14 protein-coding genes and 1 pseudogene are annotated in these 13,005 nt (G+C 65.0%); 7 read left to right on the top strand and 8 right to left on the bottom strand.

Annotated elements, in window-relative coordinates; all coding sequences use genetic code 11:
• Positions 1-5 precede the first annotated feature (5 nt).
• A complete protein-coding gene (locus AB0L63_RS18485) occupies positions 6-566 on the bottom strand; it encodes a hypothetical protein (RefSeq protein WP_364501959.1) in 561 nt (186 codons plus the stop codon).
• Between the two features lie 90 nt (positions 567-656).
• Here AB0L63_RS18485 and AB0L63_RS18480 point away from each other — a divergent pair, with 90 nt between their 5' ends.
• Positions 657-1,175: a PadR family transcriptional regulator gene (locus AB0L63_RS18480; protein ID WP_364501956.1), complete on the top strand. Its 519-nt coding sequence runs from the start codon at positions 657-659 to the stop codon at positions 1,173-1,175.
• 194 nt (positions 1,176-1,369) lie between these two features.
• Positions 1,370-2,476 carry an alanine dehydrogenase gene (gene ald / locus AB0L63_RS18475; protein WP_364501953.1) on the top strand — a complete coding sequence of 369 codons (1,107 nt, stop codon included), beginning with the start codon at positions 1,370-1,372 and terminating at the stop codon, positions 2,474-2,476.
• Between the two features lie 28 nt (positions 2,477-2,504).
• Here ald and AB0L63_RS18470 read toward each other — a convergent pair whose 3' ends face one another.
• Positions 2,505-3,008 (bottom strand): Lrp/AsnC family transcriptional regulator, encoded by a 504-nt coding sequence (locus AB0L63_RS18470; protein ID WP_364502462.1) that lies wholly within the window; start codon positions 3,006-3,008, stop codon positions 2,505-2,507.
• A 245-nt stretch (positions 3,009-3,253) separates the two neighbouring features.
• On the opposite strand from AB0L63_RS18470, the gene AB0L63_RS18465 reads away from it, so the two are divergent.
• Entirely contained in the window at positions 3,254-4,168 is a 915-nt protein-coding gene (locus AB0L63_RS18465; protein WP_364501951.1) for an EamA family transporter, read from the top strand.
• 291 nt (positions 4,169-4,459) lie between these two features.
• On the opposite strand, the gene AB0L63_RS18460 is transcribed toward AB0L63_RS18465, so the two are convergent.
• The 5 genes from AB0L63_RS18460 to AB0L63_RS18440 form a co-directional block, all read right to left on the bottom strand.
• Positions 4,460-5,029 (bottom strand): DJ-1/PfpI family protein, encoded by a 570-nt coding sequence (locus tag AB0L63_RS18460; RefSeq protein WP_364501948.1) that lies wholly within the window; start codon positions 5,027-5,029, stop codon positions 4,460-4,462.
• Positions 5,030-5,090: 61 nt separating this feature from the next.
• The gene (locus AB0L63_RS18455; protein ID WP_364501945.1) at positions 5,091-6,479 is read right to left on the bottom strand and encodes an amidase; all 1,389 of its coding nucleotides are present in this window, start codon (positions 6,477-6,479) and stop codon (positions 5,091-5,093) included.
• Positions 6,480-6,672: 193 nt separating this feature from the next.
• Complete coding sequence (gene rbsD, locus AB0L63_RS18450) at positions 6,673-7,062, bottom strand: D-ribose pyranase (protein ID WP_364501943.1); 390 nt, start codon at positions 7,060-7,062, stop codon at positions 6,673-6,675.
• A 25-nt stretch (positions 7,063-7,087) separates the two neighbouring features.
• Complete coding sequence (locus AB0L63_RS18445) at positions 7,088-8,032, bottom strand: ribokinase (RefSeq protein WP_364501941.1); 945 nt, start codon at positions 8,030-8,032, stop codon at positions 7,088-7,090.
• The gene (locus AB0L63_RS18440; RefSeq protein ID WP_364501938.1) at positions 8,029-8,277 is read right to left on the bottom strand and encodes a hypothetical protein; all 249 of its coding nucleotides are present in this window, start codon (positions 8,275-8,277) and stop codon (positions 8,029-8,031) included. Before AB0L63_RS18440 ends, AB0L63_RS18445 begins: the two co-directional genes overlap by 4 nt.
• Between AB0L63_RS18440 and AB0L63_RS18435 the strand changes: the two genes are divergently transcribed.
• From AB0L63_RS18435 to AB0L63_RS18420, 4 genes and pseudogenes are all read left to right on the top strand, one after another.
• A complete protein-coding gene (locus AB0L63_RS18435; protein WP_364501935.1) occupies positions 8,270-8,518 on the top strand; it encodes a hypothetical protein in 249 nt (82 codons plus the stop codon). The two genes, AB0L63_RS18440 and AB0L63_RS18435, sit on opposite strands and share 8 nt — an antisense overlap.
• Before the next feature lie 71 nt (positions 8,519-8,589).
• Positions 8,590-9,594, top strand: coding sequence for a LacI family DNA-binding transcriptional regulator (locus tag AB0L63_RS18430; RefSeq protein ID WP_364501932.1), 1,005 nt, complete (start codon positions 8,590-8,592; stop codon positions 9,592-9,594).
• 501 nt (positions 9,595-10,095) lie between these two features.
• Positions 10,096-10,143: pseudogene (locus AB0L63_RS18425) on the top strand (hypothetical protein); the annotation flags it as partial.
• Between the two features lie 376 nt (positions 10,144-10,519).
• Complete coding sequence (locus AB0L63_RS18420) at positions 10,520-11,188, top strand: cyclase family protein (protein ID WP_364501930.1); 669 nt, start codon at positions 10,520-10,522, stop codon at positions 11,186-11,188.
• A gap of 163 nt (positions 11,189-11,351) precedes the next feature.
• On the opposite strand, the gene AB0L63_RS18415 is transcribed toward AB0L63_RS18420, so the two are convergent.
• Positions 11,352-12,785 (bottom strand): amino acid permease, encoded by a 1,434-nt coding sequence (locus tag AB0L63_RS18415; protein WP_364501927.1) that lies wholly within the window; start codon positions 12,783-12,785, stop codon positions 11,352-11,354.
• Between the last annotated feature and the right edge of the window lie 220 nt (positions 12,786-13,005).

Here is a 13,005-nt window from a genome sequence, read left to right as displayed (position 1 = left end):
TCTGTTCAGGATGCGGACGGGTCGAGTGAGTTCGCCTTCGCCTGGATGTAGGCGACATAGCGGATGGTGAAGAGCACCGGAAGGGCGAAGGCGAGCATCTGCACGATGGTGCGCACACCCGACGCCGAGTGTGCGAGCGCGGCCAGCGTGACGCAGCCGATGACGAAACTCGCGGTCCACACCGAGGTGATGACATATGCCGTGCGGATGAAGACCGGGTGATCCCAAAGCTCCTGCGGCGTGGTCTGTTTGGCGATCGGCAACGTGAACGGCGTGCGCACGGCCAGCGAGACGCCCGCGACCACCGCGAGCACGCCGGAGGACAGCGCCGGGATGTAGGGGTGCAGGGCGCTGTTCGGATCGGCGAAGGCGAGTACGGTCAATGCCGCGAAGAAGACGACCGAGCCGATATCGATGGCCATCGCCTCCATGCGCTGACCGGCCCGGATCTGCTGGGCGATGCCGAGAACCGAGACGCCGAAGGCGGCGAGCGCGGCCCATTGCCAGTACTGCGACGGGATCACCGCGAAGACGATCCATGGGGCGAAAGTGCGCAGATACGACATGTCCGAGAACTCCTCGATATTCCATTTGTGACATGTCTAAGTTAGAGGCTGCTCTTTCGACATGTCAATAGTGGAAGGTAAGGTGGTGGCATGAGTCTGCGGTATGCCCTGCTCGGACTGCTGGCCGATCGTCCCGCCAGCGGCTATGACCTGCTGCAACGATTCAAGGTGTCGCTGGCCAATGTCTGGCCTGCGACCCAGAGTCAGATCTATACCGAACTCACCAAACTCGCCGACGCGGGCTCGATCGCGGTATCGGACGAGGGGCCCCGCGGGCGCAAGGAATACACGATCACCGATGCCGGCCTGGCGGATCTGCGGGAGTGGCTCACCACGACCAAGCCGAAACGCGTGGCACGCAACGAAATGCTGTTGCGCGTCTTCTTCCTCGGCGCGGTTTCCCGAGCGTATGCCCGTGACTACCTGTCCGATATCGAAACCGGATCCGCGAATGCCGCGGCCGAACTGGCCGCGCTCGAGGCGTCGATCGATTGGGGCGATGACGACCTGTCCGTCTACGGCCGCATCGCGATGGAGTGGGGTAGGCGCTTCTATGCGATGAATCAGGAGTGGGCCGAGTGGGCCATCGGCCAGATCCCGAAGCATTAGTCCCGGGCGTCGAATATGTTTCGGATCGGCAGTCCAGCAGATCCTCGAAAATGAATTTCGACATGCTCAACCGGCTATCTAGAGAACTATCTTCACCGATATGGAGCTGATCTTGCATTATCTTCATACTAACACTCAGGAGATCGAACGATCGCATATCGCTGATCCCGTCGGATCGACGTACAGGAGTGTTGATGAAGATCGGAATTCCCCGCGAGGTCAAGAACCATGAATACCGGGTCGCGTGTACCCCCGCGGGTGCGCACGAGCTGGTTTCGCGCGGACACGAGGTATACATCGAGGCCGGTGCCGGTCAGGGCTCGGCGTTCGAGGATATGGCGTACGCGGCCGTCGGGGCGCGGGTGCTGGATACCGCGGACGAGGTCTGGGGCACGGCGGAAATGGTGCTCAAGGTGAAAGAGCCTGTGGCCGAGGAGTATTCGCGCATGCGGACCGGGCAATTGCTGTTCACCTACCTGCATCTGGCGGCATCCAAGGAGTGCACCGATGCCCTGCTGAACTCCGGGATCACCTCGATCGCCTACGAGACCGTCACTGGGAAGGACGGATCGCTGCCGCTGCTCGCGCCGATGAGCGAGGTCGCGGGGCGGCTCGCGTCGCAGGCCGGTGCGTATCACCTGATGCGCAGCGGCGGTGGCCGCGGCGTGCTGATGGGCGGTGTGCCGGGTACGCGTCCGGCCAAGGTGGTCGTATTGGGCGGCGGTGTTTCGGGGAGCAACGCGATCGCCGTCGCGGTCGGCATGCACGCCGACGTGACAGTATTGGATCTGAATATCGCGCGCCTGCGTGCGCTGGACGAACAGTGCCGCGGTCAGGTACGGACCATCATCTCCAACAGCTTCGAGGTGGAGAGTCTGGTCCGAGAGGCGGATCTGGTGATCGGCGCGGTGCTGGTCCCCGGCGCGAAGGCGCCGACGCTGGTGTCCAATGACCTTGTCGCACAGATGAAGCCGGGTTCGGTGCTGGTCGATATCGCCATCGATCAGGGCGGTTGCTTCGCGGATTCGCGGCCGACCACGCACGCCGAGCCGATCTATCGGGTACACAATTCTGTCTTCTACTGCGTCGCCAATATGCCCGGCGCGGTACCGTACACCTCGACCGTGGCACTCACCAATGCCACACTGCCGTACGCGATTTCGATCGCCGAGCGCGGCTGGCGCGATGCGGTCGCAGCGGACCAGGGCCTGGCCGCCGGTCTGAGCACGCACCGTGGCCACCTGCTGTCCGAATCCGTTGCGGCCGCACACAATTACGCCGCCGAGACGCTTGCGGCCTAACGGGGTGGCAGCCGGCGGGGTGGGTGAGCTAAGCCATCGGGCTGGTTCTGGGGCGTACGTGCTCGAAGATGAGGATCGTCTCGGTGGAGGCGACCGCCCGATGTGCGCTCAGATGTTGCAGTACGAAGACCCGAAGTCCCTCGGTGTCTGCCGTGGCGACATGGATCAGATAGTCGTCGGCGCCAGCGATGAAATACACATTCAGCACCTCATCGAGCTCGGCCAATTGCTCGCCGAACTCGGCGAGGTGCGGACGTGCGTTGGCATGCACCCGAACCGCGATCATGGCCTGTAGATTCCGGCCGAGCGCCGCCGGATCGATATCGGCGTGGAATCCGCGAATCACACCGCGCTCCACCAGCGACCGCACCCGCCCCAGGCAGGTCGAAGGCGCGATACCTGCGACATCGGCGAGCGCGCTATTGGTCATCCGCCCGTCCCGTGCGAGCTGATCGAGCAGTATCCGGTCGATATCGTCCAGTTGCACCGCCGGACGCGGGGGCGTCCGCGCGGCACCGACCGCCGGTCCGATCGGTGAATCAATCTTCCTCACCGGCCCAACTCTATCGAAGATCATTCGATCCATGGCCGGTCGTTGCGCTAGGATCGTCGCGTGGATATCTACTGGCATGCTGTCACGCCGCCGCCGTGCGCCTGATCGGGCGCACCTGCTGAATTTCTGATTCGCGGTCCGGGCTGTTCTTGCAGGCAGTCTTGGGGTGATGTCGTGCGCCCGTTTCGAATCCCTATCGAATTCGATGACGGAAGTGCATGGCCTTGTCTGAGATCAAATCTGTTGTTGCGGTTGGGCACTCGGGTGTTCAGTGGTTCAGCGGTTCGGTTCCCATCCTGACCGCGGCGGTGCTGTGGGGGACCACCGGAACCACCAGTTCCTTGGCTCCCGCGGGTGCGCCCGCCGCGGCGATCGGATCCGCCGGGTTGGTGCTCGGTGGGTTGTTGTTGTTCTTGTCCACCGGTAAGCGGTTGCGGTGCACGCGCGGTGAGTGGTGGTTGGTTGTTGTCGGAGCACTGGCGGTGGCGGGATATCCGGTCACCTTCTATCCGGCCGTGGCGCGGACGGGGGTGGCCGTTGCCACGGTGATCGCGCTCGGCAGTGCGCCGGTTTTCGCCGGGCTATTGGCCTGGGTTGCCGGGGAGGGTAAGCCGACCCGGCGGTGGGTCGGCGCCACCGCGGCGGCGGTACTCGGCTGTGCGGTGCTTGTCCTCGGGCCCGAGGTGACGGGCGGGACTGCGCCGGTCGACCTGATCGGCATCGTGCTCGCCGCATTCGGTGGACTCACCTACGCCGTCTATTCGCTGATCGGCGGCCGGCTCATCGCGTACGGCCGTTCGTCGAATGCGGTGATGGGCACGATGTTCGGCATGGCCGGATTGCTCGTGCTGCCGGTTATGTTGTGCACCAACACATCCTGGCTGTACACCGGTCGTGGCATCGCGGTGGCGCTGCACTTGGCGGTGTTCACCACCTTCGTCGCCTACCGCCTGTTCGGTTACGGTCTGCGGCATACGACCGCGCAGGTGGCGACGACATTGACGCTCGCCGAACCCGCCGTAGCCGCGGTGCTCGGCGTGGTCGTGGTCGGTGAGCGGTTGCCGATCGTATCGTGGTGTGGGTTGGCCGTCCTTGCACTCGGTCTTGCCTTCCTGACACTCGGCCCGCGGGACCGCTGATCGCTGGGTGTGCGACGCCGTCGGCTACCGATTCCCTTGGGCCAGTGCGGATTCGGCGGCGTCGCGCACCTTGCCGTAGGAGCGCAGGGCGAGTTCGGCGAGCACGCAGGTGAACCAGGCGGCGGCGAAGGCAGGCGCGCTTCGCCGGCGGTGGTCCAGGTGACCCGCGTGTCGTCGTCGACCTCGGTGCAGATCAGTCGGCCGCCCTCGTCGTGCGTGCCGGAACGTTGCGCTCGACGAGGTAGTTGAAATCGTGCGGTGCGTCGTAGCCGGGAGATGGGCTGCCAGGGCTTACCGAATCGGCGCCGGCGCTTGAGCGCGCAATACCTCCAGGAAGGCGCGCATCCACTGCGGATGGTCCGGCCAGGCGCGACCTGTCACGATATTGCCGTCGACATATGCCGGACTGTCTTCCCACTGTGCGCCTACGGCATTCAGGTCCGGCGCCAACGCCGGATAGGCGCTCGACGACCGACCGTTCAGCGCGCCGACGGCAAGCAGAATCAACGGACCGTGGCACAGCGCCGCGATCGGTTTGTCCTCGTCGACGAAATGTTTGACGACCCTGCGGCACTGCGCATCGCCGCGCAGATACTCCGGGGCCCGTCCGCCGGGCAGGACCAACGCCGCGTACCGACTCGGATCGACATCGGCCAGCGCGATATCGGCGGGCCAGGTGTGTCCGGGTTTCTCGGTATAGGTATCGAAACCGTCGACGAAGTCGTGCACGACGAACTGCAGCTTCTTGGCGGTCGGGGCGGCCACCTGTACCTCGTACCCCTCCTCGAGCAGCCGCTGGTACGGGTACATGACCTCCAGATCTTCGGCCGCGTCTTCGGTGATCAGCAACACGCTTGTCACTCCCACATCACCTCCGGGCTGAATTTTATCGACAATGGCCCCGGAGGCAGGGGCTTTCCGGCTATGCGGGGCGAGGGTGCGGGCGGATCTGTTCGAGTTGGGCGGCGACGGACAGGATGGTGGTCTCGCCATTCGTCGGTGCGACCAGTTGGACCGCAAGCGGGAGCCCGTCGGCCGCGATGCCCGCGGGGAGCGAGGCGGCGGGATGTCCGGTCACATTCCAGAACAGGGTAAAGGCGATCATGGGGATCGAGGCGATTTGTGCGCGGATGGTATTCGCATTGTCGAGGACGCCGACCTGCGGCGGGCGGTGCGCGATGGTGGGGGTCAGCAGCAGATCGCAGTTGCCGAAGATGCGTTCGGCCTTGCGCGCCACGGTCGCACCGCGACGCATGGCCCATTCGACGACCGGCCGACGTGCCCAGGAGCCGAGCATGAGGGTTTGGCGAGTACGGTGTTCGAGCCGTTCCGGATGGTCGATGGACGGGATCTCCGCCCGCACACCGCCGTAGTACTGCGGATAGAAGGCGAAGGTGAAATCGGGATAGTGCGGATCGATCTCGAAGACCGTATGGCCCAGTTGGGCAAGGAGTTCGGCGGTGTCGTGCACCGCGCGCACATGTTCGGGCACCGCTTTCGCGAGCATCGTCTGTGATTTCGTGCTGTAGCCGATGCGCAGGCCGGTCGGCGCGCGCCGCGCTGCCTCCTCGAACGACTGCACCGGATCGGGGGCGTGGAAGCGGTCGACCGGGGTGGCGCCGCGGATGGCGTCGTACACGATCGCCGAATCCAGCACGCTTCGGGTGAGCGGGCCGATGACGCCCAACGACCACCACAGGTGTGCGTTCGGTGCGTTCGGCACCCGCCCGCGCTGGGGCTTCAGGCCGAAGAGTCCACAGCAGGCGGAGGGAATCCGGATCGAGCCGCCGCCGTCACCGCCGAGCGCGGCGGGCACCAGCCCCGCCGCGACCGCCGCGGCGGAACCACCGCTGGAGCCGCCGGTCGAGCGGGTCGGATCCCACGGATTGCGGGTCAGTCCGTAGGTTGTGGATTCGGTGTAGGGCCACTGCCCGAACTCCGGCATCGTGGTCTTGCCGACGATGACCGCACCCGCCGCCCGCAGCCGCCGCACCACCTCGGCATCGGCGATCGCCGGGGTGAGGTTGGCGCGGGTGCCGAAGGTGGTCGGGACGCCCGCCACGTCGATCTCGTCCTTCACCGCGATCGGGACGCCGTGCAGCGGTCCGCGCTCCGTGACGTCCTGCCGATCCCGTTCGATGGCTTCGGCGATGGCTTGGTCGTGCAGTACGCGAGTGAAGGCATTGAGCTCGCCGGCCTGTTCGATCCCGTCGAGCGTGGCCTGGATCAGTTCACGGGCCGTCAGCACCCCTTGGCCCAGTAACTGCCGCTGCTCCCACACACCCGCGGATACGACCTCGCGAAGATCCATCTCTACCGCTCCTCCCGACCCACCTGCTGTGTTGTTTCGCGCGAGCTGCGAGCAGTCACCAAGCTGGCGTGACCTGTGGAATCAGTCATAATCCGAGCACCAGGACAGTGGTTAGTCAACTGACCATTCCGGCAAACGATACGGGCCGCGCGTGCGCTGGGTTCAATATCGCAGATAACCAATATTTCCGACGCTACAACCAAGGCACTCTGGCCCGCAGCAACACATTGGCATACGGCCGGGCTTCACCGGTGCGCACCACGAACCGGCAGGCCCCGATGCGCTGTTTGAAGTCGTCGTGGTCGATCAACTCCGCGTTCAGGCGGCGGCTGAGCAAGGCCGCGGCCTCCGGATTCTGCTCCGCGACGGCGCGGCTGCCCCAGGCCGCTTCGACGGTGACTTCCTCGAGGATCAGGTCGAGGATCGGCTCGAACCGAGGGAATCCGTAGCTGATGCCCAGGTCGATGACCGGCACGCCGACGGGTGTCGGCAGACCGGAGTCGCTGACGGCGAAGAGGTCGGTATGGCGCAGCGCCGTGAGCGCCGCGAGTAATTCGGCGTGAATGAGTCCGCTGGTACGCACAGTGCGTTTCCTTCTCGAAGAGGGGTCAGTCGAGTGGCCGGGCGGCGGGGATGGCCGCGAACGCGGCGACGATCTGGTCCCCGGTGGGGTAGGAGGCGTGGGTTCCCGGTGTCTGGACGGCGAGCGCCCCGGCCGCGGTGGCGTAGGCCACGGCGGCGCCGAGTGGCATACCGTCGGCGAGTGCGGCGGCCAGCGCACCGACGAAGGCATCGCCCGCGCCGGTAGAATCCACCGAATTCACTTGTGGTGCAGCCTGATACCCACCAGAAACGGGCGCGGGCGCATCGCAGCGGTGCGCCCAGACCGACCCGGCGGCACCCAAGGTGGCCACGACGGATTCCACCCCGCGCAGGCACAGCGAACGGGCCAGGTGGAATGCCTGCTCGGGTGTCCGCGCGGTGTTCCCGGTCAATGCCGACAGCTCGGATTCGTTGACGATCAGCGGGTGGCAGCGGCGCAGCAGCGCATCCGGCAGCGCCGTCGCCGGAGCCGCGTTGAGGACGAACCTGCGCGCCCGCCGTGCGGCCCATTCGACCACGTTCGGCGGCACTTCCAACTGTGCGACAACGACTTCCGCTGAGCGCAGCAAGTCGGCCTCGGTCATGGTGTCGAGTTCGGGTTCGGGCTCCCAGCGGAAGTTGGCGCCGGGATCGACCACGATCTGGTTCTCACCGTCGGCGACAGTGATGTAGGCCGTGCCGGTCCGCGCATCCGGCACCTCGCGCAGCGCGGTGAGCTCGACACCATACCCGCGCAACGATTTCCGCAGTCCGGGATCGGCATCCCGGCCGATTCTGCCGATGAATTCGACCCGGCCGCCCGCCCGCGCCGCCGCGACGGCCTGATTGGAACCCTTGCCGCCCAGATTGGTTCGTGAGCGCAGTGCCAGCACCGTTTCGCCGGGCCGCGGCAGCTGTTCCACTTCACAGACGATGTCCTGGTTGACCGAGCCGAGGACGACAACGGTCACGACTCCACCTCGCTGACGCTCGGCTCCGTCGCGACCGGAGGTGCTGCGTCGATGATTCGCTCGCCCAGGTCGGCTCCGGTCGTGGTGACCTCCAGATTGCCAGGCGCCGCACCGGTGATGAGTGCGACCAGCCGGTCGCCGTTCACCTCGTCGATCCGATGTGCCGCAACGGATCTGCCGCGCCGCAACACCACCACATTGTCACAGACCCGCATGACCTGCGCCAGATCATGGCTGATGATCAACCGCGAGGGCGCCGTCGCGCAATGCCGCCCAGTAGGGGTTGGTGAAGTTCCGGGTGACGATCGCGATCTTGAAATCGCCGTCGCTCCCGTCCTGTCCACCGCGGCCGCAGGCAGCGGCAGCGAGCGCGCCGATGAGGACAAGCGGCGCCATTGCACGCCTGAAACGAGCATTCATCGTGAGTTCGACCTATCTCTAATATCAACTCGTGTTGATCAACGCGAGTTGATGAGTAGTGTGTGACCGGAGTCACCGGCTGTCAAGTGCTTGTGCGGAGTGCTTGGATGGACGGTCGGAGCAAGGAGAGATTTCGGATGGCAGTCACACGAGCCGACGTGGCGCGGCTGGCCGGCACCTCGCCGGCGCTGGTGAGCTATGTGCTCAACGGCGGGCCGCGGCAGGTCGCGCCCGCGACCAAGGCGCGGATCGAGGCCGCTATCGCCGAGCTCGGTTACCGGCCCAATATGTCGGCGCGCAGCCTGCGCATGAACCGTGGACATGCGCTGGGTCTGGTGATTCCGGACGGCGCGAACCCGTTCTTCGCCGAGCTGTCCGCGGTTATCGAGGCGGCCGCTTTCGCGCGGGGGTATCCGCTGTTCGTCGGTAATGCCGCCGGTGACGAGGAACGCGAACGCGCCTATGTGCGCAGCTTCATTGATCGCAGAGTTGAAGGGCTGCTCGCGATTTCGTCGTCCTGGGAGACCGGCATCGCCGATGCGTGCGAGGAGGCGGGCATGGTGCTGGTGGCGGTGGACCGCGTCATCGATCCGGCGCGTTGCGCACATGTCATGTGCGATTCGGTCGCGGGCGCGGAGCGGGCCGTCGCCCATCTCATCGAACACGGGCACCGCGAAATCGCCTGCCTCAGCGGCCCGCACGTGTCCACCGCAGAGGACCGCGTGCAGGGTTACCGAAATGCGTTGGCGGCCGCCGGACTTGCCGAAGGGCACATCGTGCGAACCGATTTCGGCGGCGCAGCGGGCTACCGCGCACTTGCCGATATAATGGCCGAATCCTGCCGCCCCACAGCGGTTTTCGTGACCAGCGACCTGCAGGCGATGGGTATGCTGCGCGCCGCCTACGATGCTGGGCTGCGGGTACCCGACGATCTCGCTGTGGTCGCCTTCGATGGCATCGAGTACTCCCGCTACACCCGCCCCGGGCTGACCACCGTGGTCCAGCCCACCCGCCGCATGGGCCAAACCGCGGTCGATCTGCTGCTACAACAACTCGACGACCACACGCCCCGTCCCGGAGTGGTGAATCTCGAAGCGGTACTGCACACCAGAGGTTCGTGCGGTTGTCCCGACGAATTCTGAAGGCCCGCAGCGTCGTGATGCATCGCGCCGTCTCGAGATTCTGAAGGAATTCCCCGAAATTCCTGTGCGACACGAGTTGGAGCATTCGTCGACATAGTGGTCATCCCACCCACGGCGGCCGTCGAATCGGCGTCCGCCTGCGTGGTGGCCGAATATCCTGCAACCGTGGCAGTACCTCAGTGTCGTCATCCTTTCGTGGCCAGTACGCCGGTTTTGATTCGCCTGGCCCCTCCTCGACCCTGACCGCTAGTACTGACGCTGAACACATTGGTGGCCAGTCCGTATCCTCCTCCCGGACGTAGCCGCCGTCATCGTTACCGCGATGGCTCCCTCGCGTGAACGTATTCTGACGAATTCCACTCCACCACAATCCAATTCGGATGCTCAGTGCCGCCGTGGACAATATCGAGGAAGGCCACAGGATCAGGATTAGGCATCGGGGCATGTCGGTCAGGAGTCATCCTCGCAGAGCAATAGAAGGAATGTCGCCTCCAGGGTCCGATGACGATCGGGCAGCTGAGTCAGGCGGTGGGTCAGGACGTGTCGACGCTGAACCGGCGGACCGCGGCCATGGTGCGCGACGGCGTGGTGGAACGCATCCCGGATCCGGATGGCGGCATGGCCCGCAAATTCCGCATTACCGCCGAAGGCGAACGGCAACTCGATCGCGAACACGGCGAATCGATCGAACCTTGGCGGCGATTCTGGCGGACTGGTCACCGCAGGACGCGGCCGCCTTCGCCGATTACCTGCAGCGATTCAATGTCGATATCGAGCGTTGTCTCGGTCGTCCCTGGCCGCGCCCGTAGTTCGAACCTGGATTGCGGCAATCCATGTTGGAGCGTGGCCTGCGCGCGTGATGTGCGTGGCACGGGTGTGCGGTAGCTCGCCGCGTGCCGTGGGATCGGCGAGTACGGTCTTCAGCATGAGCAAGGCGATAGTTGAGCTGTCTCATCCGATCTCGGCCGGCATGCTCACCTATCCCGGGCTGCCCGGACCGCGAGTCACCACACATATTGCGCGTGACCGGTCGGCGCTGGTCGATATGACCTACGAGATTGCGCGCGTGGATACCGTCGGCAACACGGGGACATTCATCGACGCGCCCCGCCACTTCCATGCCGATGGCGCCGATATCGCCGAGCTGCCGTTGGAACGGCTGCTCAATGTGCCGATCATCATGATCCGTGCGGTGGGAATCCGCGCCGTGGGACCGGATGTGCTCGGCGACCCGGCGCGGCTATGGGGCAAGGCGGTGCTCATGCACACCGGATGGTCGGCGCGGTGGGGTTCGTCGGCGTATCGGGACCCCGAGCATCCGTACTTGGTCGGTGAGGTCGCGGACGCGCTGGTCGCCGCCAATGTGGCGCTGGTCGGCATCGACTCGCTCGATATCGATGACACGTCCTTGCCGACGCGGCCGTGTCATCACACACTGCTGGGTGCGGGAATCCCGATCATCGAGCAGATGACGAACCTGGACGCGGTTCCCGACGTCGGCGCCAGACTGGTGGCACTGCCGGCGCCGGTGCGCGGAATGGGTTCATTTCCGCTACGCGCTGTTGCCTGGACCGATCACTCGGTATTGCGGTGAGCTCTGCGGCTGGTTTCGCCGAGACCGCAAGCGCCGCTGTCGGTTTAGATCTGACGACAAGGGCTCGTGCTGCGGCCGGGCCTGGCCTCGAACAATCGCGCACAATCGTTTGGTGGACAACCACATCGACCGTCCGCGAGCTGTCCGAGACCGTCTCGATCGCCTACTGCGCCAGTGTGACGTTCCCGCCGCGCTCCAGCTTGGAATGCATCCGCGAGTATCCGAAATACACGGCGAGGCCGATCACCAGCCATACCGCGAAGCGCAGCCAGGTCTCCCACGGCAGCGACCAGATCAGGTAGATCGAGAAGCCGATGCCTACCAGTGGCACCACCGGCATGAGCGGCAACTTGAATGCGCGTGGCTCATCGGGGCGGGTCCGGCGCAGCACCATTACCGCGACGGAGACCACGATGAAGGCCATCAGGATGCCGATATTCGTCAGCTCCGCGACCACGGTGATATCCAGCAGACCCGCCATGATTGCGGATCCGATGCCGACGATCCAGGTGACCCGGGTCGGCACCTTGCGGACCGGATGGGTCTTGGCGAACCACTCCGGCAGCAGTCCGTCGCGGCTCATCGCGAACCACACGCGGGTCACACCGAGCATGAAGGTGAGCACCACGGTGACAATGCCGACGATGGCGCCGATCGCGATGATATTCGCGACGCCCGGCATGCCGACCGATTCGAAGGCGGTGGAGAAACCGCTGGTCGGGCTGATCTCGGTGTATTTCTGCATACCGGTCAGCACCAGCGTGGCCAGCACGTACAGCACCATGGCGATGGCCAGCGAGTAGATGATGGCCTTGGGGAGATGTTTCTTGCCGTCGATGGATTCCTCGGCGGCGGTGCTCATCGCGTCATAGCCGAAGACCGCGAAGAAGACTGTTGCCGCACCGGTCCACACCGCGCCCACACCGAACGGGAAGTACGGGGTGTAGTTGGAGCTGTCGATATGGAAGACGCCGAGCACGATGATCAGCACGACCAATGCGACCTTGATGCCGACGGCGACCGTCTCGAAGCGGCCGACGCTCTTGATGCCCCGCGAGAGCAACCACGCGGTGCCCAGACAGAACAGCACCGCGAACACGTCGATCACGCGACCGTTTCCGGTGCCGTACGCGCCCATCATCCAATCCGGCAGCGTGATATCGACTTGGCCCAGGAGGAACTTGAAGTATCCGGAGACACCGATCGCGACCACCGCTGCCACCGCGATGTACTCGAGCAGCAGATCCCAGCCGATGAACCAGCCCACGATCTCGCCCAGCGAGACATAGCCGTAGGTGTACGCGGATCCTGCTTTCGGAACCATCCCGGCGAATTCCGCGTAGCACAGCGCCGCGCAGGCGCTTGCGACACCGGCGATCAGGAACGAGATGAGCACCGACGGGCCCGTGACGGAATGTGCGACCGAACCGGCCAGGGCGAAAATGCCCGCACCGATGATGCCGCCGACACCGATCGCCGTGAGCTGCCACAGTCCGAGTGACCGCTTCAGTTGCTCGTCTGCGGGCCCGGTCTCCTCCTCGATCTGCTCGAGGGGTTTGCGGCGCAACATCTGGCTGCGCAACTCCGCGAGGGACATGGGTCTTCCCTAAGTTTGTAGGTGTCTGGGGTTGGTGCCCTGGATGCCCAGAGCGGTGGGGTGTAGCTGATGGGTTTTTGCTTCGGTCGAGGCTCGAGAGGACTGGCTGCCCCGCCGCGCTGGATGCTCCGGCTGCTGATTGAGAGCTTGTTGCGGATAGTCGCTGTTTAGGGATCTGTCGGCGGGGTTGTCCACGGGCGCAACGACTTTGGAGTCAGGA

Source organism: Nocardia sp. NPDC051990, assembly GCF_040680755.1.
GTDB lineage: Bacteria > Actinomycetota > Actinomycetes > Mycobacteriales > Mycobacteriaceae > Nocardia.
Note: the sequence above shows the minus strand (reverse complement) of the source record. Positions and strands in the feature narration are given on the sequence as shown.

Excerpts from the sequence above, each read along its gene's own strand:
- AB0L63_RS18485 (WP_364501959.1), bottom strand. The coding sequence starts at position 566 with ATGTCGTATCTGCGCACTTTCGCCCCATGGATCGTCTTCGCGGTGATC.
- AB0L63_RS18480 (WP_364501956.1), top strand. The coding sequence starts at position 657 with ATGAGTCTGCGGTATGCCCTGCTCGGACTGCTGGCCGATCGTCCCGCC.
- ald (WP_364501953.1), top strand. The coding sequence starts at position 1,370 with ATGAAGATCGGAATTCCCCGCGAGGTCAAGAACCATGAATACCGGGTC.
- AB0L63_RS18455 (WP_364501945.1), bottom strand. The coding sequence starts at position 6,479 with ATGGATCTTCGCGAGGTCGTATCCGCGGGTGTGTGGGAGCAGCGGCAG.
- AB0L63_RS18435 (WP_364501935.1), top strand. The coding sequence starts at position 8,270 with ATGATCAACCGCGAGGGCGCCGTCGCGCAATGCCGCCCAGTAGGGGTT.
- AB0L63_RS18430 (WP_364501932.1), top strand. The coding sequence starts at position 8,590 with ATGGCAGTCACACGAGCCGACGTGGCGCGGCTGGCCGGCACCTCGCCG.
- AB0L63_RS18420 (WP_364501930.1), top strand. The coding sequence starts at position 10,520 with ATGAGCAAGGCGATAGTTGAGCTGTCTCATCCGATCTCGGCCGGCATG.
- AB0L63_RS18415 (WP_364501927.1), bottom strand. The coding sequence starts at position 12,785 with ATGTCCCTCGCGGAGTTGCGCAGCCAGATGTTGCGCCGCAAACCCCTC.